Below are 22,152 nucleotides of genomic sequence, written 5' to 3'. Positions count from 1 at the left end.
ATGTGTTGTCCGTTCCTTCTCATCTTCCAGACCGTTTCAGTCTGCTGGAATTAGCACCTGACCGTACGGCTGGTTGCTGAAGCGTCATCGGGCCAGTACCCTCGGCTTCTCTTGATAAGAATGAGTTTATAAAATTGCAAGAATAATTAAAAATATCATATCGTCTCTATACCATCCAGTCAAGAGCAATTTTCGATAAAAGGGACTGGTTAATGCTGGCTTTTCTTAAATAAAAGATATGATTGTAGATAAGGGATAGAGATAATTAAAATGACCACACCAATCAGTGTCGGTATTTTAACAGCAGCCGGCAAAAGAGCCGATGCCATTAGCACAAGCCCGCCTGCAGCAAACAGCCATCCGCCAGTGCGGTGTGTTTTAGTCCAAATACGGTCGTCTGCAAGCGTCCAGGGTGTCCGAATGCCGACAAAATAGCTGGGGCGCATACGGGGCATGTAATTTCCAATAATCATAAAAAGAGCGCCGATCAAAAGAGAAACAGCGGTATCCATATGCACTTCATAGCCAAGCCCATTTGTGAGCAGCAGGAGGTGAATGACGAAAATAAGAGTCAGTGAGGCATTGGTGATAATGGAGTAGCTGCTTTGAAACTTATCGTAATTTTGCCGGCGCGGATCTATTTTGGGAAGAAGCTTAAAAAGACCGCCAATCAAAAGAATCATCGCGGGACCGAAAAGAGCGCCAAACCATTTTGAAGAATAGCCATCGGCTTCTCCGGAGGGACCCCAATGTGTTGCGATTTGATCCGGCAGGTAGGGAAGTGCAGCAATACTGGCAAAAAAAGCGAGTAACACGATCATCCAAAAGAAACGATTTTTCATTTTCCTTTCTCCTTTCCAGATACCGTCAGCATCCAGGCAACAATATCCTGAAAAACGGTTGTATTGAGTGAATAAATAATGTGCTGGCCCTTCCGTTCAGACAAAACAAGTCCGGCATTTTGCAGCGTGTGAAGGTGGTGGGAAATACTCGGTTTAGTCATTTGAAAATACTCTGCAATGTCACCGGCTGTCATATCCTGTTTTTTCAGCAGCTCGATAATAAAGCGCCGGGTGGGGTCAGAGAGAGCCTTAAATACAAGAGTGGCAGACATGAGCAGCCTCCTTATTTAGATTATTGTCTAATTATCTAAATCATAACCGGAGGATACGAAATGTTCAAGGTCATAAAGCCCACATACTGGTATAATTTTGATAAAGAGAGGGATCGAGCATGAACAAAACACGATGGCAGAAAGCAAAGAAATTTATTATCGATTTTTATCAGGAAACAAGCCGGCCGGGTGAAGAAGCGAAAGCGAGGTTCGAGCAGGTTTACCGTGAAATAGAAGAATCGTACATATACACATACCTTTGAAGAACTGGAATATGGAGCGTCTGCCAGAACAGCAACCGCTGTATCGGCTGGCTGTTCTGGCAGACGCTCCATGTGTTTGATGAACGAACTGCCGAAACAGCGCTGGATGTGTTTAGTGCACTTGAGCGGCATGTTGTTTTTGCTCACAATGACGGTAAAATCCGGCTGGCTATTACGATTTTCCGGCCGGATCAACATAAACAAAAAATTCAAATTTGGAATCATCAGATGCTTCGCTATGCGGGGTATGAACATGCCGGAGACCATATTCCCGCACGCTGACCGAAAAGTGTGAGTGGCTCGGCTGGCGGGGAAAAGGAAGTGACTTTGATCTGCTGCCCTGGATCGTCCAAATCGGCAGTAATCCTCCCGTCTGGCAGGATGTTCCGAAAGAACGCCGGGTGGAAGTGGACCTTGTCCATCCGGACATTCCGGCTTTTAAAGAATTGAAGCTTAAATGGTACGCGGTCCCGGTCATTTCAAATATGCGGCTTGAGATTGGCGGTATCGACTACCAAGCTGCGCCGTCTAACGGCTGTGGTATATGGGTACAGAAATCGGTGCACGTAATTTGGCCGATGAAAACCGGTACAACCGGCTGCCAGCTGTGGCAGACGTGATCGGCCTGGACACGGAGTATGCTTCTTCTTTATGGAAAGACCGGGCTCTTGCAGAGCTGAATGTTGCTGTTCTTTACTCGTTTAAACAAGCCGGGGTTATCATTGTCGATCACCATACGGCAGCGGGACAGCACCACATATTTGAACAAAACGAAGAAGCAGCGGGCAGAAGGGCAACGGGAGACTGGGCGTGGCTTATTCCGCCCGTATCTCCCGCTGCCACCCATATTTTCCATCGCACCTATGATAATGCGATTCTGTCACCAAACTTTTTTTATCAGGCTGCTCCTTACCAATAAAGGATGGGCAGCTTGTATAGAATAGGCCGAACCCGAAACGACATGTTTAAACAAAACAGGCTGCCGAAAATGGCAGCCTGTTTTTGATTATGACGTCACTTTTTGTAATTTTTTGAGGACATGAAGCGAGCGTCCTGTTCCAATCGCTACAGATTCAAGCGGATTTGGCGCTAAATGAACCGGTACGATAATTTCCTGCGCCAGCCATTCCTGAAGGCCATTTAAAAGCGAGCCGCCGCCGCTGATCACAACACCGCGGTCGACAATGTCACCGCTCAGCTCTGGAGGGGAAGATTCCAGCGTAACGCGGATCGTTTCCAGGATGGCCATAAGCGACTCACGCAGTGCATTTTGAATCTCATAAGAGCTGACACGTACTGTTTTTGGCAGGCCGGTTACAAGATCACGGCCGCGCACATCCATATGAAGTTCATTGTGCTCAACCGGCGCATAGCCGATTTCCATTTTTATTTTTTCTGCTGTTCGTTCGCCAATTAACAAATTATATTCCTTGCGAATATATTGAATGATGTCTTCGTCCAGTTTATCACCAGCAAGGCGGATTGAATTGCACGTAACAACACCGCCGTACGAAATAATCGCTACTTCTGTTGTCCCGCCGCCGATATCAACAATCAAATTCGCAATGGGTTCTTCTACCGGAAGGTCCGCACCAATTGCGGCTGCGACCGGTTCTTCAATCAAGTGCACCGTTTTGGCACCGCTTGATTTAATGGCATCTTGAATCGCCCGGCGTTCTACACCCGTTGCGCCGGATGGTGTGCACACGACAACCGTTGGCTTGCGGATCGTAAATCCAGCCGCTTTTCCCGCTTTTTTCATTAATTCTTTTAACATTTCAGAGGTTACATCAAAGTCAGCAATTACTCCATCTTTCATCGGGCGCACAGCGGCAATACGCCCAGGAGTTTTTCCGATCATTTCTTTGGCGTCCGCGCCAACCGCAAGTACTTTTTTCGTATCCATATCAAGGGCTACAACAGAAGGTTCATTTAAAATGATGCCTTTGTCTTTGCTGTAAACGAGCAAATTTGCTGTGCCCAAATCAATACCGATTTCAGCTTGTCCCAACATAGTATCCATTCCTCCAAACGGCATTTTTTCGCCTGCGCCCATTATAAGAAAGAAGGGAAACACCCGTACATGGGACAAAAAGATGAATCTTTGTATATTACAGTCATGACAACGAAAAAAGCCGCTCTTACAGGGAGAAAGAGCGTTCTTGTTACGAAAACTTAAATTTTGTTACGAAAAAGAGGGTACAAAGGTCATACCTTTTTAAAAAAGGCAGCTAGTTCTTTACTATGATCTTTTCTGGATTTCCGATGAGCGGCCCGGGCAGGTGCTGTTTCAAACAGCCATTTTTCTTCTTCTGTCTCCGGTATAACCTCGCCGACTTCCACGGGCTTGCCGTTTTGATCAATTGCGACAAATGTCAAAAAAGAAAGAGCCGCCACCTCTTTATCACCTGTAATGAGATTTTCAGAGGTTACCCGGACGAAAACTTCCATACTGGAACGGCCTGTATACGTAACCATGGCCATCAGTGTAACCGTATCGCCTACTTTAATCGGCCGTATAAAGTCAACAGAGTCCGTAGAAGCAGTGACAGTCGGATTGCGTGCAAAGCGTGTTGCGGAAATAGAAGCCACGTCATCAATATGAGCCATTAGTTTTCCGCCGAATAGTGTACCGTAATAGTTCGTATCTGGCGGGAATACTTGAGCGGATTTTACCGTGATCGTATCTTGCATTCGTGTTTTTTTTCTCATCCTTTATCACCTTTTCCTTCCGTAAAGAGTATACATGAAGAGAAAGTTTTTAGAAAGAAAAGCAAAAAAAATTGGCAAAGAGGTTGTATTTTAATTCTGTATAGTGTATAAATATAAATATAACAACGGTGACGGCACGTCGGGGTGACTTTTATGATCACGATAGAAAAAGTAAAAGAACTCGATTTAAAAGGAAAAGATTTCTTGAAACTTCTCGATTTCAACGCAGATGAAGTAGAAGCATTGATCGTTCTGGCTGACGATATGAAAAAACGAAAAGAAGCTTATTTTGATGCTTTAAAAGGACAGATTCTCGGTATGATTTTCGAGAAAAATTCCACTAGAACGCGTGTCTCATTTGAAGCAGCCATTCTTCAGCTTGGCGGCAACGGCATGTTTTTAAGCTCAGACCAGCTGCAAATTGGCCGTGGTGAAACCATTGAAGACACGGGTAAAGTGTTATCAGGATACCTGGACGGGATTATGATCCGTACGCACGGCCATGACCGAATCGAAAAGCTGGCAGAAGCAGCATCGGTTCCGGTTATTAACGGGCTGACCGATTTATACCACCCATGCCAGGCGCTGGCTGATTTATTGACGGTATATGAGCTTAAAGGAAGCTTTAAAGGCAGCAAAATGGTGTATATCGGCGACGGCAATAACGTTGCTCACTCTCTAATGATTGGCGCTGTAATGATGGGCATGGACTTTGCTTTAGCAGCACCGAAAGGGTACGAAGCAGACAGTACAGTCATTCAAAAAACGAAGGAAATTGCCGCTCAAACAGGCGCAGTCGTTACCTTTACAGAAGATCCGGCTGAAGCTGTGCAGGGAGCCGATTTTATTTACACGGATGTCTGGACCAGTATGGGACAGGAAGAAGAGTCTGCTCTTCGATTGGAAGCTTTTGCGCCGTATCAGGTGAACGAAGCACTGCTTGCCCAAGCGAACCCAGAATGCAAGTTTATGCATTGCCTGCCAGCGCATCGCGGGGAAGAAGTATCTGCCGGCGTGATGGACGGAGAAGCGTCTGTCGTGTTCCAGCAGGCTGAAAACCGCATGCATGCTCAAAAAGCAGTTCTGTACAGCTTAATGAAAAAATAAACACATCTCTTATCTCTTCTTGTTCAGCGGTTATCGGAGAACGGCTGGACGCAACGAGATACTTACTTTCAGCTGTTATCGGAGAATAGCTGATCCCTTTAAAACAACAAAAAGCATTCAGAGGTCATTGGAGGACACCTGAATGCTTTTTGTTTGCCTTCAATTCCCTTTTTCCTTCCCAATCATGCTAAAATAGAAACAGCTAATAAAAAGTGAAAAGCAATTACGTATGATGGTGGGCGGATATGGAACAAAAATTAAAGGTTTTTTTAACTGTAGTAAAGCATATGAACTTTTCAAGAGCAGCAGAAGAGCTGTTTATCACCCAGCCGGCTGTAAGCCAGTATATTAAGTCATTTGAAGAAGAGCTTGGCATTAAATTAATTGACCGAACAAACAAAAAAATCCGTTTGACGAAAGCAGGCAGCCTTGTTGCTTATTACGGCGGGGAAATTTCTACGCTAAATGATAAGATGAAGCAGGCAGTGGAGGATTTAGCCGGTGAAGTAAAGGGGAAGCTCGCCGTTGGCGCAAGCTATTCATTTGGAGAATATATTTTGCCGCACATTGTAGCGGATTTCCTCAATAAGTTTCCTTCCGTTGACCCCTATATTACAATTGGGAACACGCAGGAAATTGCTGAAAAGGTCATCCATAATGAAATTGACCTTGGCGTTGTGGAAGGAACAGTGGCTTCAGACAAGCTGATTGCTGAAAAAATTGCCTCCGACAAAATGTACGTGATCAAGGGAAAAAAAGAGAACAGTGAAAAACGTGTTCATTTAAATGAAGAAACATGGATTGTCAGGGAGCAGGGGTCTGGCACAAGAGAAGCATTTGACTGGTTCGCCGCGAAAAACGGCATTCGGCCGGCTAAGATTTTGGAATTTGGCAGCACGCAGATTATTAAAGAAGCAGTTGAAGCAGGACTGGGAGTGGCTCTTTTGTCGGAATGGACGATTAGAAATGAGCTGGAGCTTGAGAAGCTGAAGATTGTAGGCGGCGGGAATTTGTATTATGAGCGAAATTTTTATGCGATCATTCCAGACGCCCCTTTTATGACGAAAACAGCAGAAACCTTTTTACACTATTTAAGACGGGACTAGCGGGAGCTGGTTCTTTTTTTTATGCGCATATAAGGCTCATATAATTGCTGTGACAGCGTAAAGAAGGCCCTCTATTCTATAGTAGTAAATATGAAAAAAGCTGCCTCTTGGTAAGAGGCAGCTTGGAGAGCTGATTAAGGAAGCTTTGTTTCACCCATAAGGAAGCGGTCTGCTTCACGTGCAGCTTCGCGCCCTTCATGAATCGCCCAAACAACAAGGCTTTGTCCACGGCGCATATCGCCGGCCGCAAAAATGCCTTCTTCGTTTGTTGTGTATTTGCCGTATTTCGCAAGTACAGTATTGCGTGCTGTTGTATCTACACCGAAGTGGGAAGCAAGCGGCATGTCTGTTCCGCTGAAGCCAATTGCTACAAGCACAAGCTCAACAGGCCACACTTGCTCACTGCCGGGAATTTCTTCCATTGTATAGCTGCCATCTTCAAGATACGTTTTTTCCATACGAACCGTATGAAGTTCTTTTAATTTACCATGTTCATCCGCTACAAACTTTGTTGTCGCGATCAAATATTCACGTGGGTCTTCACCGTAAACAGCAGCTGCTTCTGCATACGCGTAATCCAATTCAAATACATTTGGATACTGTGGCCACGGGTTGTTTTTAGTGCGTCTCACAGGCTGAGCTTCGTGCTTGCCAAATTGAACAACGCTTTTAGCGCCTTGGCGAATCGCTGTTGCCACACAGTCAGCACCTGTATCACCACCGCCAATTACGATGACGTTTTTGCCTTCTGCAGAGATTACTCCTTCCTCAGACTCATTCAACAAGCCTTTAATGCTTCTTGTTAAATAATCCATCGCAAGGTAAATACCTTCTGAGTCACGGCCTTCAATCACAATGTCACGGTGTGTTTGCGCACCCGCACAAAGAATCACCGCATCGTATTCTTCTTTCAGCTGTTCTTTTGTAATATCTTTACCGATTGTTGTGTTCACAACAAATTCAATACCTTCATTTTTGAGCAGGTTAACGCGGCGTTCAACCGTTTCTTTTTCAAGTTTCATAGAAGGGATACCGTACATAAGCAAGCCGCCGATACGATCGTCGCGCTCAAATACCGTTACAAGATGGCCGGCTTTGTTCAGCTGGTCTGCTGCGGCAAGGCCGGCAGGACCAGAACCAACAACAGCTACACGTTTGCCAGTGCGGCGTTTAGGTGGATTTGGTGTAATCCAGCCTTCTTCAAATCCTTTGTCGATAATCGCTTTTTCAATCGATTTAATGGCAACCGCAGGATCTGTAATCGCCACTGTACAAGATCCTTCACACGGAGCAGGGCAGACACGGCCCGTGAACTCTGGGAAGTTATTTGTTTTCAGCAAACGATCCAGCGCTTCTTTCCAGCGGCCCCGGTATACGAGATCGTTCCACTCTGGAATCAAATTGTAAAGCGGACATCCGGACGGTGTACCTCCGATCATCTGGCCAGTGTGGCAGAAAGGAGTCCCGCAGTCCATGCAGCGGGCTCCTTGAATTTGCAGTTCTTTTTCCGGAAGCTTTGTCGTATATTCTCTCCAGTCTTTTACCCGTTCAGCCGGGTTGCGCCCTGGAGCTGTTTTGCGTTCATATTCGATAAAACCGGTAGCTTTCCCCATCAATTCATTCTCCTTTCTTACGCGTTCTCAACGACTGGCATTTTTTTCTCTGTAAATGCTGCGTACTTCGCATCAGCCGTTTTCATTCCTTGCTGTTCATAGTAAGAAATAGATTTCATCATTTCTTTGTATTCGTAAGGGATAACACGGATAAAGTGGTGTTTCTCCGTTTCCCAATTTTCAAGAATAGAACTGGCAATCGGACTGCCTGTCCATTGCAGGTGACGTGTAATCAATGTTTTTAATTCGTTTTCTTCTTGTGAGCCGTCCAATGATTCTGTCAGAACCATTTCACGGTTGACGCGGCTTTCAGTACGATCACGCTCTGGCGCGTACAGGTAAGCAATACCACCGGACATACCAGCTGCAAAGTTGCGGCCAGTTGGACCAAGAATCACAACACGTCCGCCTGTCATGTACTCACAGCCGTGATCCGTTACACCTTCAACGACAATATCGGCACCGCTGTTACGAACAGCAAAACGTGTTCCGGCACGGCCGTTAATAAACGCTTCACCGCTTGTTGCACCGTATAAGTTTACGTTTCCGCAAATAGCGTGTTCATGCGGTACAAGGTTTGCATCGCTGTGTGGACGAACAACAAGGCGTCCGCCTGAAAGACCTTTACCGAAGTAATCGTTCGCGTCTCCATTCACTGTAAACGTCAAACCTTTTGGAAGGAAAGCGCCAAAGCTTTGTCCAGCTGAGCCGTTGAATGTGAATTGAACGGTATTGTCTGGAAGACCTTCCGCACCGTGTGCGAGTGTTACAGCGGAACCGGTAATCGTACCAGCCGCACGATCGGTATTGATAATATCAAATTCAGCCGCAACGGCTTCTTTGTTTTCAAGCGCTGGGCGAACAGCGTCTAATAGAAGACGGCGGTCAATCGTACGGTCCAGCTTGTAATCTTGATCTGTTGTTTTATATTGTTTTTGTCCCGGCTTAAGCGGCGTCATGTAAAGAAGAGGGAACAGATCCAAGTATTTCGCTTTCGGATGCTGATCTTTTCTTGCATGCGGCTTTAATACCTGTTTTTGACCAATCATTTCATCAATTGTACGGAAGCCTAGCTCAGCCATCAATTCACGGATTTCACGTCCCACGAACGTCAAGTAGTTCACTACGTGGTCGGCATCACCCATGAATTTTTCACGCAGTGCCGGGTTTTGTGTCGCAACGCCAACTGGGCATGTATCCATATGGCATACGCGCATCATCACGCAGCCAAGAACAACAAGTGGAGCTGTTGCAAAACCGAATTCCTCGGCACCAAGAAGGGCAGCAATCACTACATCACGGCCGTTCATAAGCTTTCCGTCTGTTTCAAGTGTTACTTTTTCACGCAAACCGTTCATAAGAAGAGTCTGGTGTGTCTCAGCCAAGCCGATTTCCCACGGAAGGCCGGTATGCTTAATACTTGTTTTCGGCGAAGCACCTGTACCGCCTTCGTAGCCGCTGACAAGAATAACATCTGCCAAACCTTTTGCAACCCCGGCTGCAATTGTACCGACACCTGTTTTGGCTACCAGCTTCACGTTGATACGCGCTTTATGGTTCGCATTTTTCAAGTCATAAATAAGCTGCGCCAAGTCCTCAATTGAATAAATATCATGGTGAGGAGGAGGAGAAATCAAGCCGACACCTGGTGTAGAACCACGTGTTTCCGCGATCCATGGATATACCTTTTTACCAGGCAGATGGCCGCCTTCACCCGGCTTCGCGCCTTGGGCCATTTTGATTTGAATCTCAGATGCTGTATTTAAGTACTCGCTTGTCACACCGAAACGGCCGGAAGCAACCTGCTTAATCGCACTTGAACGGATATCTCCGTTTGCATCTGGTGTATAGCGGTCTGAATCCTCGCCGCCTTCACCGCTGTTGCTTTTTCCACCCAGGCGGTTCAAGGCAATAGCCAGTGATTCATGGGCTTCTTTACTAATAGAACCATAAGACATGGCACCGGACTTAAAGCGTTTAAAGATACTTTCAAGTGGTTCAACTTCATCGAGCGGAACCGATGGACGGGCAGTAAAATCTAAATCTAGCAATCCACGAAGGAACATAATATTTTCTTCGTTTACAAGCTCTGAGTATTCTTTATAAAGCTCGTAGTTATTTGTTCGTGCCGCATGCTGGAGCATGTGGATCGTTTTTGGATTGAAGGCGTGTTTTTCACCTGTGCGTCTCCATTGGAATTCACCGCTTGAATCAAGAGTCGGATCTGTGAATTCACCTTTACCGAATGCGTCGTGATGGCGGACAAGCGTTTCTTGAAGTACCACATCAAGTGTAATACCGCTTAGCGCTGTTGTCGTGCCTGTAAAGTATGTTTCGATTACTTCGCGTCCAATACCGACTGCTTCGAAAATTTGTGCACCGCGGTAACTTTGAACGGTGGAAATCCCCATTTTCGCCATTACTTTAATAATGCCGCTTGTTGCTGCGTAGTTGTAGTTTTTCTCAGCTTCTTCTGTTGTCATGCCTGGAATTGTTCCGTCTGCTACCATTGAGCGGAGGGAAGCAATCGCAAGGTATGGGTAAATCGCATCTGCGCCGTAGCCAATCAAGCAGCAGAATTGGTGTACGTCACGTGCTTCTGCTGTATCAAGCACAAGGCTGACATTTGTACGGCGTCCGTTTTTGATTAAATGCTGATGAATACCGCTCACAGCAAGAAGGGCAGGGACCGCTGCTTGTTTGCTTGTTACGCCTCGGTCTGACAAGATCAGAATAGATGCGCCACTTTCAATTGCTGCATCTGCCTGTTTATACAAAGCTGTCATTGTACCGGCCAAATCTACTTTTTCTTTCGTATTAAATAGAAGAGAAAGAGTAGCTGTTTGGAAGGCGGGACTTTGATTGTGTACGATTTTATTCCATTCTTTTTCGCCAAGAATCGGTGTTTCTAAGCGAATACGACGGCTGTTTTCGGCTGAAGGAGCCAAAATGTTACCTTCATTGCCAAGAAGCGTCATCATGGATACAACGTTATCTTCACGAATCGCATCGATTGGCGGGTTCGTTACTTGTGCGAACAGCTGTTTAAAATAGTTGTATAAAAGCTGTGGACGCTCAGACAAAACAGCAAGTGGTGCGTCATAACCCATTGAACCGATTGGATCGGTTTTTTCTGTCGCCATTGGCGCAATTTGTTTTGTCAGCTCATCGAACGTGTAGCCGAATGCTTTATGAAGGTTCAGCATTTCTTTTTCAGTAAAAGCTTCTTCCTTTGCACCAGACGCATCTTCAAGGTCTGTAATGTGCACTAGGTTTTGATCAAGCCATTCACGGTAAGGTTCTGCTGTTGTGATTTCCTGCTTGATTTCTTCGTCAGAAACAATGCGTCCTTCCTCTAAATCAACAAGAAGCATTTCACCAGCGCTGACTGTTTCTTTTTTCACGATGCGTTTTTCATCTACTTCAATCGTACCTACTTCAGATGAGTAGATGATATGATCGTCATCTGTTACGTAGTAACGAGCCGGGCGCAAGCCATTACGGTCAAGGATTGTACCGATTTTGCGTCCATCTGTGAAAGAAATAGAGGTTGGTCCGTCCCATGGCTCCATTAAGCAGCTGTGGTATTCATAAAAAGCAAGCTTCGGATCTGCCATATGCGGATCGCGGTCCCATGGTTCCGGAATCAGCATCATCGCTGCGTGCGGAAGGGAGCGGCCTGAAAGCGTTAAAAATTCGATGGCGTTATCAAGCATTGCCGAGTCACTGCCGTTTGTATCGATAATTGGCAGAAGGTCTTTGTATTGATCGCCAAACAGTTTAGAATAGCCGGCTTTCTCACGCGACTGCATCCAGCTTACATTTCCGCGGTTTGTATTAATTTCACCGTTGTGAATTAAATAGCGGTACGGATGCGCACGTTCCCAGCTTGGGAATGTGTTTGTACTAAAACGCGAGTGAACAAGGGAAAAAGCAGATTGATAGTCTTCTTTTGCCAGATCAACGTAATACTGATCGATTTGTTCAGGTGTCAGCATTCCTTTATAAATAATGGTCCGTGTTGAAAAGCTTGGGATGTAGAATGAGCCTTTTACATCCGGGTTATTTCCGATCTCATTTTCGATACGTTTTCTCATTACATAAAGCGCACGTTCAAAATCTTTTTCTGTTTCGTGCTTTTTGCTTTTTTCGACAAATAGCTGCATCACATAGGGAGCGATCACAAGCGCTTCTGGTCCAGCTGCTTCCGGGTTAACCGGAACGTCACGCCAGCCAAGCAATTTTAAGCCTTCTTCGTGAAGAATTAATTCTGTTTCTACTTGAATTTGCTCACGTTCTTTTTCGTTTTGTGGCAAAAAGAACATACCGACTGCATAATCATATGGAGCAGGTAACGTAATGTTTAAATTTTCGCACTCTTTACGGAAAAAATCATCGCAGATTTGCAGCATAATTCCTGCACCATCGCCAGTTGTTCCGTTTAAGTTTCCGCCGCGGTGTTCCAAACGGCAAAGCATATGAATACCATCCTGCACAATTTTGTGGGATGGACGACCTTTTATATTTGCAATAAAACCGATACCGCAGGCATCATGTTCATTTTTTGGATCATATAAGCCCTGTTTTTCTGGGTAACCGTATAGATTCATGTTGTGCACCTCCGCGTTCAAATCATCTTTCTCTGTTATATTTATTGTAGGGTTCAGAAATGATACAATCAATATATTATTAATAAGTTATTGATCTCAAAATGATATGAGTCAGGAGTGTGGATGAAAATGGAAATGAGGCAAGTGAAATACTTCATGGAAGTGGCGCGCCAGGAACATATGACGGAAGCCGCTTTTCATCTGCATGTTGCGCAGTCTGCTGTCAGCCGCCAAATTGCCAAGCTTGAAGATGAACTTGGCGTTGAGCTTTTTTTGCGCGAAGGACGCAGCGTCCGCCTGACCCATGCAGGGCGTATTTTTTACGACCATGCTCTTGTAGCGATGGAAGCGATGGATAAAGCAGTAAAAGCAATTGAAGATTATTTAAACCCGGAAGCCGGCAAAATCCGTCTTGGCTTTCCGAATTCCTTAGCCACAAAAACATTGCCCCGTGTCATTTCTGCTTTTCGAAATCAATACTCGGATGTTGGCTTTGATTTTAAACAAGGCTCCAACCGGGAACTGCGGGAACGTGTGGAAAAGGGGGAAATCGATCTTGCCTTTGTATCACCTGTTCCGGAGCCGACGGCTGAAATCAACACACATGTTTTTTTCTCTGAGCACATGAGAGCCCTTATTCCGACTCACCATCGTTTAGCTAAGCAGTCATCGATTAATCTTCGTGACTTGATGGACGATCAGTTTGTCTTGTTTCGTACAGGATATGATATGCGGGCACTTGTGCTTGATGCATGCAGAAAAGTAAATTTTGAACCGTCTGTGGCTTTTGAAAGTGAGGATATTTACACGATTAAAGGGTTAGTGGAAGCAGGGCTTGGTGTGAGTCTCCTGCCGGAAACACTGCTGATTGACCAGACACCGGTAGGGACTGTCAGTATTCCGGTCAGCGTGCCGCGTGTGACCCGGACTGTAGGGGTCATCATGACGAAATCAAGGATGCTGCCGCCGTCTGAAAAGCTGTTTTATGAATTTTTGATTAAATACTACAACCGGTTAAACGAATTTAGCTTTTAAAAAAGATCCCGAGAACCCCGGGATCTTTTTTTAACCGTTATGCCCAGTTTCCGTTGCGGAAAACCGCTTCGCGTGTGCCGTCTGCTTTAATACCATCAATATTCATTTCAGCAGAACCGATCATAAAATCAACGTGAGTGATGCTCGTGTTTAAACCGTTTTTCTCGAGCTCCTCCTGCGACATTCCCTTGCCGCCTTCAATACAAAATGCATATGCACTGCCGATAGCCAGGTGGTTGGATGCATTTTCATCGAAAAGCGTGTTGAAAAACAGGATGCCTGCATTGGAAATAGGGGAGTCATGAGGAACGAGTGCCACCTCTCCAAGATAATGCGAACCTTCATCTGTATCGATCAGCTGCTTTAAAACTTCTTCACCCTGCTCGGCCGATACATCTACGATTCGTCCATCCTTAAACGTAACTGTAAAGCCATCAATAATATTACCCGCATAGCTGAGCGGCTTTGTTGCTTTTACGTATCCGTTCACACCGGTTTTAACCGGGACTGTGAAAACTTCTTCGGTCGGCATATTCGCCATGAAGCTATGGCCCTGCTCATTTGTACTGCCCGCACCGACCCATAGGTGCGTATCTGGCAGATCAATGGTTAAGTCCGTGCCGGGCGCAGTATAATGAAGCGTTTTAAAATGCTGCTTGTTTAACTCTGTAACTTTTTCTACAAGGCGGGCATCATGATCTTTCCAAGATTGAACAGCATCCTCATGATCCGCACGTACCGCTTTGAAAATGGCGTCCCATAGGGCTGGAACCCGTTCTCCCTGTGGAAGATCCTCAAATACTTTATTGGCCCAATCCTGTGAAGGAGCGGCGATAACCGTCCAGCTTACTTTGTCTGACTGAATGTATTCGCGGTACTTTTTCATCGCTGTGCCGGCGGCTTTCTGATAGGCCGCAATCCGTTTTCCATCGACGCCTTTTAACAAGTCTGGTCCGGACGAAACGATCGACATAAAAGCGGCGCCTTCTTCCGCAAGTGATTCCATCATTTGTTTGTTCCATGCTGGAAATTCATGAAAAGCCTCTTCCGGTGCAAGCGTGTATTTTAATCTGGATACTGTGTCATCGCTCCAGTCCACATACACGTGCTTGGCGCCTGCCTGGTAAGCTTTTTCTACGATTAAGCGGACAAGCTGTGCTGAATCAATAGCCGCACGCACAACGAGTGTTTGTCCTGGCTGAATATTTACGCCGGTTGTAACTGCAAGCTGCGCGTAATTTTGGAGCTGTTCCTCGAAAGTTTTCATCGATATTCTCGTCTCCTTTGCCTATGTAATATAGCCAGTTTATCAAAAAAGGTGATTATTTACATAATAGAAGCGTCGGATTCCAAAAAGATACGGAGCATATCCTTGTCTGCTAAAAAGTCATTTAGCGTATAACGATCCAGTACGGCAAGAAAGGCCTGCAGTGCTTCTGCAAATACGTGACGCAATCCGCAAATTGGGGTGATCGAGCAGCGGCCGGGATCAACAAAGCATTCAACAATGTGAAAATCATCCTCGGTTTTCCGGACAACTTCACCGATATTAATATTAGAGGGTTTTTTTGCCAGGCGGATACCGCCATTTCGCCCCCGAATTGTTTCGATATAGCCCAGCTTGCCTAATTCATGCGTCACTTTCATTAAATGGTTTTTTGAAATATTATACGCATCGGCAATTTCTTTTATATTAGATAGTTCTCCTTCTTCTTTTGCTCCCAGAAAAACAAGCATGCGAAGCGAGTAGTCTGTATAAAGAGTTAGTTTCATCGTTCTCACCTGTCCTATAGGTCTATTATGTCATGTAAGAAGAAATTTGTGCAATTGTGAACGTTTTTTAAAACATACTTTTTAAATATTGTTTTTCAGGGACAGGCGGCGTATAAATAAGATGTATTAAAAATGTATCTTTTTAAAAGACCCAGGGGGAATTATTGTGTTATCACAAAAAACAATCGATATCGTTAAATCAACTGCTCCTATTTTAGAAACACACGGTGTTGAAATCACAACTTATTTCTATAGAACGATGTTTGAAGCCCACCCCGAGCTGCTTAATATTTTTAATCATGCCAACCAGTCAAAAGGACGCCAGCAAACGGCTTTGGCCAATACGGTTTATGCAGCAGCCAAGTACATTGATCAGCTTGAGGTACTGCTTCCGGCTGTTAAACAAATTGCCCACAAGCATCGCAGTCTTGCCATCAAGGCCGAACATTATCCGATTGTAGGGGAATATTTACTGAAGGCGATCAAAGGCGTACTCGGTGAAGCAGCGACAGACGACATCATTAATGCATGGGCAGAAGCATATGGGGTTATTGCTCAAATATTTATCGATGTAGAAAAAGAAATGTATGACCAGGCAGAACAGCAGCATGGCTGGAAGGATTTTAAAGAGTTTGTCATTCGAAGAAAAGTAAAAGAAAGCTCATTAATTACTTCCTTCTATTTAAAAGCAAAAGACGGCGAGCCTGTGCCGGCTTATCTGCCAGGGCAGTATATTACGATTCGGGCATCCATCGCTGGAGAAGAGTTTTTAGTGAACCGCCAATACAGCTTGTCACAAGCACCTGGGTCCCATTCTTTCCGCATTTCTGTCAAACGGGAAGCCGAGCACAATCCGGAAGGAAAAGTATCTGTTTACCTTCATGATCAGCTGCAAGAAGGCGATACATTGGAAGTCAGTGCGCCAGCCGGTGATTTTTATTTAGAACAAGGCACACAGCCTGTGGCGCTTATTGCGGGCGGAGTAGGGATCACACCGATGATGGCGATGCTTGGCTCGATTGCACAAAATGAACCAGACCGGAAAACGGTTCTGATTCAAGCGGCACGAAATAAAGAGGCGCGTGCATTTGAAGAAGAAGCAGCGGAACAAATAAATCGTCTTTCCAATGGAAAGATGTACGTGGCTTATAAAGAGAAAAAAAATGAGTCGGATGTATGTGATGTAACCGGCTATATTAGTAAAAGCTTTTTACAAGATGTTCTTGATCCGCAAAGCATCTGCTACGTATGCGGCCCGGTGCCGTTTATGCAAGCTGTCGTTCGTCATTTAACCGAGCTTGGCTTTAACGAGCAAAATATCAAATATGAATTTTTCGGGCCGGCAATGGCCTTGCAGGCATAATGAAAAAGCCGCAGCTCCCAACGTGGAGGCTGCGGCTTTTTTTTAGGAACCATATTTTGTTTCCGTAAAATAAGCATCCAAAACATCAGGAAGCTCAGGCCGGCTGATCAAATAACCTTGAATGGAGTCGCAGCCCAGCTTGAGCAGAACGTTCAGCTGCTCTTGTTTTTCCACACCTTCTGCCGTAACGGACAGCCCGAATAAGTTTGCCAGCTGAATAATCATTTCAACAAGTGCTTTGTCTTCAAACGAAGTATGAACTTCGTTAATAAAGGACTTGTCGATTTTTAGTGTATCAATCGGAAGGTTTTTCAAATGCGTCAGTGACGAAACACCTGTTCCAAAATCGTCCAGTGAAATGGTGATACCTTCTTTTTTCAGCAGAGTGATAATACGGCAGGCATTTTGAAAGTCTTCCATCACTGCTGTTTCCGTTATTTCCAGTTCAAGAAACCGGGCATCCAGCTTACAGTCATGAAGAATATCACGAATCATTTCGGGCAGCCGGTCTGATAAAAACAGCGGTGCAGAAATATTAACAGCCACTCGTTGAAACGTATGATTCGTTTCTGACCATTTTTTCATCTGACGGCAGGCTTCCTGTAAGATCCATTTTGTTAAATCGAAGATAAATCCGTTTTTTTCAGCAACCGGAATAAATAAAGCGGGTGATACTGTACCGTGAACCGGACTGTTCCAGCGAATAAGTGCTTCAACAGAATCAGCCTTTCCACTGTGAATGCTCAATTTAGGCTGATAACACAAGAAAAATTCGCCATTTTGAAGAGCGCTTCGAAAGCTCATAGCCAGCTGAAGTTCAAGGTCCTGCCGTTGAAAAGAGGTATTATACAGCACAAGATTGTTTTTTCCATGGTGCTTCACATGACGCAGAGCCCGCTCAGCATGAAGTAAAAGCGTGTGGCCGTTCCTTCCATCCTCGGGAGCCAGGGCAACACCTGCTGAAAAAGTAAGATGAACTGGGGCGCCGGAAATATAAAAGGGGCTTTGCAGGGAAAGAAACTGGTCAGCAAGCATCGTCTGAATTTCCTCGCGGCTGTATGTGCCGGGTATAGCGAGCGCGAATTTATTTCCTTCAATACGGGCAGCGAGACTATAGGCAGGAGCGGAAAACGCAAGTCGCTCTGAAAACTCAACCAAAACACTGTCGCCGCTTTCATAGCCGTATTTTTCATTGATCCAATTGAAATTATCAAGATCAATGACTACAACGGCAATTGGGAGATTGAGCGGTGTAGTCCGGGCTTCGATAAACTGTTCGAGGCTGCGGCGGTTTGGAAGGTTTGTTAATAAGTCTGTCCGCTTTCGGTGAAAAGCATATCTTTTACGCTGGAATCTAAACAAAATGATTGAAATAACGACAAACGCAAAGAAAAGAAAGAATGATAGATTCATAAATGAAAACCTCGTATAAATAAGTTGATTGAGATTAGTTTAGCAAAAGGATGTAAAGCTGGTGCTAAAGTTTTATTAAGTTTAGCCTAAAAAGAATGCCAGTGTAACACTTCTGTCATTCTTTTTCTTTGTCGAAACGTGTAAACTATGGCTGAACCTGCCGATATAAAGATCAAAGTATATAGAAGTAAGGAGCTAATGTATTGTGGATAAAACATCTCTTGTTGGTATTATTCTAGCTATTATTGCCGTCGGAGTCGGCATGGTCGCCAAAGGAGTAAGCCCCGCTGTTTTAATTAACCCGGCCGCGTTTTTAATTATTATTCTTGGAACAGTGGCAGCTGTAACAATTGCTTTTCCCGGTTCAGAATTGAAAAAAGTGCCAAAATTGTTCGGTATTTTATTTAAGGACCAAAAAAGAATGACTCCTCAGGAAGTGATCGGCTTGTTCACAAGCTGGGCGGAGCTTGCCCGTAAAGAAGGATTATTATCTCTCGAAACAAAAATGAACGATATTGAAGATGACTTTTTAAAAAATGGTATGAACCTTGCAGTAGATGGACAGAGCGCAGATTATATACGCGATGTATTAAGTGAAGAAATCGCCGCGATGGAAGACCGCCATACAGCGGGTGCTGCTATTTTTACACAGGCGGGCACGTACGCACCGACACTTGGGGTGCTGGGGGCAGTAGTCGGCTTGATTGCCGCGCTTGGCAACATGAGCGACACAGATGCGCTCGGCCATGCCATTTCTGCTGCATTTGTGGCAACGCTGCTTGGTATTTTTACAGGGTATGTATTATGGCATCCATTTGCAAATAAGCTAAAGCGAAAATCATCGATGGAAGCGAAAACAAAAGAAATGATGATTGAAGGCATTCTTTCGATTCTAGAGGGAGAAGCGCCGCGCGTTCTGGAACAAAAGCTTGCTTCCTACCTGCCTGCGGATGAAAAGAAAAAACTATTAAATGCCGATGGAGGGGGATTAGGAGATGGCCAAGCGTAAACGTCATAAAAAGCATGAAGATCATGTAGATGAATCGTGGCTCATCCCGTATGCGGACTTGCTGACACTCCTCCTCGCTCTTTTTATCGTTTTGTTTGCAAGCAGCTCCATGGACGCGCAAAAGTTTCAAGCCATTGCCTCCGCTTTTAATAATGAGCTTGAAGGAGGCAGCGGTGTTCTTGATTTTCCAAGCCCCGTTTCTGATCCATCGATGACAGAAACGGAAGAACAAGAGGAAAACTTAAAGGCAGCCGATAAAGAAGAGCTCAAGGAAATGCAGAAAAAAATGACCGATTATATAAAAGAAAATAACCTTGAGGACAAAGTAGAAACAGCACTTAACGGCGAAGGGCTTCTGCTTCGTATTCGGGATAATGTTTTATTTAGTTCCGGTGACGCAGAAATCCAGCCGGATCAGCGTGCAAGCGCTCACGATATTTCAAAACTGCTTGTCATGGATACGCCGCGCAGCATTATTATCAGCGGTCACACAGACAATATGCCGATCAAAACTGCTCAGTTTGATTCGAACTGGGAGCTGAGTGCGATGCGGGCTGTGAACTTTATGAAAGAAATCTTAAAAAATAACCAGCTTGATCCGCGGCTTTTCAGTGCGAAAGGCTACGGTGAATACCAGCCGATCGCATCGAACGATACGGCTGAAGGACGGGCTCAAAACCGCCGCGTCGAAATTTTAATTTTGCCGCAGGGTGAAACGGAGCAATCCATAAGTTCTTCGACAGAATAACAGAAAGAGCCTCGCTCTTTCTGTTTTTTTTGTTTAAAGAAAATCGGGCAGGGTAAATCTAAAACGTAAATCATTTGAACTAGTGTAATCGGAAAGGAGCACGTTATGAGTAAAAAAATTGCCGTACTTATTACAGACATGTTTGAGGATGTAGAATACACAGAACCTGCTAAAGCATTCCAGGAAGCCGGTCATGAGCTGGTAACAATTGAAAAAGAAGCAGGAAAAACAGTTAAAGGAAAACAGGGCGAAGCATCCGTTTCGATCGATAAAGGGATCGATAAAGTCAATTCCTCCGACTTCGACGCCCTGCTGCTGCCAGGCGGCTTTTCCCCGGATCAGCTGCGCGCAGATGACCGCTTTGTACAATTTACAAAAGAGTTTATGGACGCAAAAAAACCTGTTTTTGCGATTTGCCATGGACCGCAGCTGCTGATCACAGCGAAATCACTTGAAGGCCGCGATGCGACAGGGTACAAATCTATTCAAGTTGATATGGAATACGCCGGGGCAAAGGTTCAAGACAAGGAAGTAGTGGTCTGTCAAAACCAGCTTGTCACAAGCCGCCAGCCAGACGATATTCCGGCATTTAACCGTGAATCTTTAAAATTATTGTCCTCGTAAAAAAAAAGCCGCTTAAGCGGCTTTTTTTTTGGAAAAATGGTCGTTTTTTTAAGAGTAAAATGTATAATAGGTTATAAGGACTATTATATTTTGCTTATTTTTGAGGGAGTGAGAAAAATGAAAAGCTTACGTGGAAAGCTTTTTGTCAGTTTTGGTTTATTAATCGCTTTAGCATTAATCATCTCAGCTGTAAACTTTATAGCCATCTCAAGCTTAAACCAGAATACAGAAAATCTTCTTTCCGAGACGTTGCCGCCGCTGCTTGAAGGCGGAGATGTTTCATCACAAAGTATCAAGCAAATAGCAGAAGAAAGTGAAAGCGTTATCGATTTTGGACAGCGTTCTATGGCTATCAGTTTGATTTTAGGCGCTGCTGCCTTACTTATTGGCCTCGTTCTGGCTTGGGGAAGTGTACGTTCGATTATTTGTCCCCTCAAAGAGGCGGCCCAGCGAATGAATGACATGGCAGCCGGCCGTATTCATGGTGAGCCGCTTCACTCCGATGCAGACGATGAAGTCGGCCAGCTTGTACTGGCTATCAATGAAATGAATGAACAGATCGGCTCGATTTTTTCACGGATTAAAAACGTGTCTGGTAAAGTAGAAGAAGAAAGTACCGTGCTGCATGAACAATCAGGCCGCGTCCAGCAGGAAACAAGCCAGATTGCGGCAATGATGGAGCAAATGTCTGCTGGAGCAGAAGAGCAGGCACGCTCTGCTACTGCCTTAACAGAAATGTTTGGTAAGTTTGTAGAGGATATTTCCATCGCGGCAATGGGCGGCGAGGATGTCAGACAGGGAGCAGCCGAAATGGTTTCTTTAACGGATGAAGGCGAGCAGGAAATGAAGCAGTCAGTTGAGCATATGAACACCATATACCAAAACATGACAGACGCTCTTCAAAAAGTAAAAGGGCTTGATACACGGATGAAGGATATTACAGAGCTTGTCAGCATTATCCGTCAGGTAGCAGAACAAACCAATCTGCTTGCCTTAAATGCAGCGATCGAAGCGGCACGGGCAGGGGAGCATGGCCGCGGGTTTGCAATTGTAGCGGATGAAGTAAGAAAACTGGCTGAACAGGTAGCCCAATCGATTACCGGTATCAACTCGATTATTGCCAGTGTTCAGCAGGATTCTGCCGAAGTGGTGGTAACGCTTGAAGGCGGCTACGAGCTTGTCGCGGAAGGAACGAACCAGATTACCGGCACTGGCGATAAATTTACTGCAATGAAAGAACGCATCAGTCAGTTAAGCACCAATGTGGCTTCAATCTCAGATTCGCTTTATGTGATTATGGATCACACTGCAAAAGTGAATCAATCCATTTCGAGTATTGCCGCTGTTTCTCAAGAGTCAGCAGCAGGTATTGAAGAAGCAGCAGCCAGTGTTCAGCAGACAAACCGGTCGGTAGAAGCTATATCTTCTATTGCTGCGCAGCTCGATGAACACGCCAATGAGCTTAGTGATTCAACGAAGCAATTTCAAACCGACGAAAACAGGGACCAGTAAATAATAAAAACACCCGCTCTAAGGGGACTGACCCCATAGAGTGAGACAAATAAAAACACCTTTAAGTTGAAAAACGGGTATGTAAGTACCTAAAAAGCCAACTTGGAGGTGTTTTTTCTATGGGTACAAGAATCAGTTATCCATCGGAAG

Annotated in this window: 17 protein-coding genes, 1 pseudogene and 1 riboswitch; of the genes and pseudogenes, 9 read left to right on the top strand and 9 right to left on the bottom strand. The window is 45.0% G+C overall.

Features of this window, described 5'->3' with window-relative positions; genetic code table 11:
* Positions 1-16: 16 nt before the first annotated feature.
* Positions 17-121: riboswitch (SAM riboswitch) on the bottom strand.
* Positions 122-209: 88 nt separating this feature from the next.
* Positions 210-842, bottom strand: a complete 633-nt coding sequence (locus RIN81_RS10400; RefSeq protein ID WP_309089899.1) for an SdpI family protein — start codon at positions 840-842, stop codon at positions 210-212.
* Positions 839-1,114 carry an autorepressor SdpR family transcription factor gene (locus tag RIN81_RS10395; protein ID WP_309089897.1) on the bottom strand — a complete coding sequence of 92 codons (276 nt, stop codon included), beginning with the start codon at positions 1,112-1,114 and terminating at the stop codon, positions 839-841. The genes RIN81_RS10400 and RIN81_RS10395 overlap by 4 nt, the downstream gene beginning before the upstream one ends.
* Positions 1,115-1,233: 119 nt before the next feature.
* On the opposite strand from RIN81_RS10395, the pseudogene RIN81_RS10390 reads away from it, so the two are divergent.
* A pseudogene (locus tag RIN81_RS10390) lies at positions 1,234-2,296 on the top strand (nitric oxide synthase oxygenase).
* 87 nt (positions 2,297-2,383) lie between these two features.
* Here RIN81_RS10390 and mreBH read toward each other — a convergent pair.
* Both mreBH and RIN81_RS10380 read right to left on the bottom strand, forming a co-directional pair.
* Entirely contained in the window at positions 2,384-3,391 is a 1,008-nt protein-coding gene (mreBH, locus tag RIN81_RS10385; RefSeq protein ID WP_309090274.1) for a rod-share determining protein MreBH, read from the bottom strand.
* 194 nt (positions 3,392-3,585) lie between these two features.
* On the bottom strand, positions 3,586-4,089 hold the full coding sequence (locus tag RIN81_RS10380; protein WP_242233804.1) for an acyl-CoA thioesterase: 504 nt from the start codon (positions 4,087-4,089) through the stop codon (positions 3,586-3,588).
* A 153-nt stretch (positions 4,090-4,242) separates the two neighbouring features.
* Between RIN81_RS10380 and argF the strand changes: the two genes are divergently transcribed.
* Together argF and RIN81_RS10370 are read left to right on the top strand one after the other, a co-directional pair.
* Entirely contained in the window at positions 4,243-5,196 is a 954-nt protein-coding gene (argF, locus tag RIN81_RS10375) for an ornithine carbamoyltransferase (protein ID WP_309089895.1), read from the top strand.
* Positions 5,197-5,441: 245 nt separating this feature from the next.
* Positions 5,442-6,302 carry a LysR family transcriptional regulator gene (locus RIN81_RS10370; RefSeq protein WP_242233802.1) on the top strand — a complete coding sequence of 287 codons (861 nt, stop codon included), beginning with the start codon at positions 5,442-5,444 and terminating at the stop codon, positions 6,300-6,302.
* 134 nt (positions 6,303-6,436) lie between these two features.
* Here the strand turns inward: RIN81_RS10370 and RIN81_RS10365 are convergent, their stop codons facing one another.
* Positions 6,437-7,915, bottom strand: a complete 1,479-nt coding sequence (locus RIN81_RS10365) for a glutamate synthase subunit beta (RefSeq protein WP_309089892.1) — start codon at positions 7,913-7,915, stop codon at positions 6,437-6,439.
* Positions 7,916-7,932: 17 nt separating this feature from the next.
* Positions 7,933-12,525: a glutamate synthase large subunit gene (gene gltB / locus RIN81_RS10360; RefSeq protein ID WP_309089890.1), complete on the bottom strand. Its 4,593-nt coding sequence runs from the start codon at positions 12,523-12,525 to the stop codon at positions 7,933-7,935.
* A 129-nt stretch (positions 12,526-12,654) separates the two neighbouring features.
* Between gltB and gltC the strand changes: the two genes are divergently transcribed.
* Complete coding sequence (gene gltC, locus RIN81_RS10355; protein WP_251271975.1) at positions 12,655-13,560, top strand: glutamate biosynthesis transcriptional regulator GltC; 906 nt, start codon at positions 12,655-12,657, stop codon at positions 13,558-13,560.
* A 37-nt stretch (positions 13,561-13,597) separates the two neighbouring features.
* Here gltC and RIN81_RS10350 read toward each other — a convergent pair whose 3' ends face one another.
* Together RIN81_RS10350 and RIN81_RS10345 are read right to left on the bottom strand one after the other, a co-directional pair.
* The gene (locus RIN81_RS10350) at positions 13,598-14,827 is read right to left on the bottom strand and encodes an aminopeptidase (protein WP_309089888.1); all 1,230 of its coding nucleotides are present in this window, start codon (positions 14,825-14,827) and stop codon (positions 13,598-13,600) included.
* Positions 14,828-14,886: 59 nt separating this feature from the next.
* Positions 14,887-15,333 (bottom strand): RrF2 family transcriptional regulator, encoded by a 447-nt coding sequence (locus tag RIN81_RS10345; RefSeq protein WP_309089886.1) that lies wholly within the window; start codon positions 15,331-15,333, stop codon positions 14,887-14,889.
* Between the two features lie 166 nt (positions 15,334-15,499).
* Here RIN81_RS10345 and hmpA point away from each other — a divergent pair, with 166 nt between their 5' ends.
* Positions 15,500-16,696 carry an NO-inducible flavohemoprotein gene (hmpA, locus tag RIN81_RS10340; protein ID WP_309089884.1) on the top strand — a complete coding sequence of 399 codons (1,197 nt, stop codon included), beginning with the start codon at positions 15,500-15,502 and terminating at the stop codon, positions 16,694-16,696.
* Between the two features lie 42 nt (positions 16,697-16,738).
* Here the strand turns inward: hmpA and RIN81_RS10335 are convergent, their stop codons facing one another.
* The gene (locus tag RIN81_RS10335) at positions 16,739-18,109 is read right to left on the bottom strand and encodes a putative bifunctional diguanylate cyclase/phosphodiesterase (RefSeq protein ID WP_309089882.1); all 1,371 of its coding nucleotides are present in this window, start codon (positions 18,107-18,109) and stop codon (positions 16,739-16,741) included.
* Positions 18,110-18,314: 205 nt separating this feature from the next.
* Between RIN81_RS10335 and motA the strand changes: the two genes are divergently transcribed.
* From motA to RIN81_RS10315, 4 genes are all read left to right on the top strand, one after another.
* Complete coding sequence (motA, locus tag RIN81_RS10330; RefSeq protein WP_309089880.1) at positions 18,315-19,118, top strand: flagellar motor stator protein MotA; 804 nt, start codon at positions 18,315-18,317, stop codon at positions 19,116-19,118.
* Complete coding sequence (motB, locus tag RIN81_RS10325) at positions 19,105-19,866, top strand: flagellar motor protein MotB (protein ID WP_309089878.1); 762 nt, start codon at positions 19,105-19,107, stop codon at positions 19,864-19,866. The genes motA and motB overlap by 14 nt, the downstream gene beginning before the upstream one ends.
* 105 nt (positions 19,867-19,971) lie before the next feature.
* Positions 19,972-20,490 carry a type 1 glutamine amidotransferase domain-containing protein gene (locus RIN81_RS10320; RefSeq protein WP_309089876.1) on the top strand — a complete coding sequence of 173 codons (519 nt, stop codon included), beginning with the start codon at positions 19,972-19,974 and terminating at the stop codon, positions 20,488-20,490.
* 117 nt (positions 20,491-20,607) lie between these two features.
* Complete coding sequence (locus RIN81_RS10315) at positions 20,608-22,002, top strand: methyl-accepting chemotaxis protein (protein WP_309089874.1); 1,395 nt, start codon at positions 20,608-20,610, stop codon at positions 22,000-22,002.
* Positions 22,003-22,152 lie beyond the last annotated feature (150 nt).

The organism is Domibacillus sp. (assembly GCF_031181085.1).
In the GTDB taxonomy this organism is placed as follows: domain Bacteria; phylum Bacillota; class Bacilli; order Bacillales; family Domibacillaceae; genus Domibacillus.
This window is presented reverse-complemented; position numbering and strand designations above follow the sequence as displayed.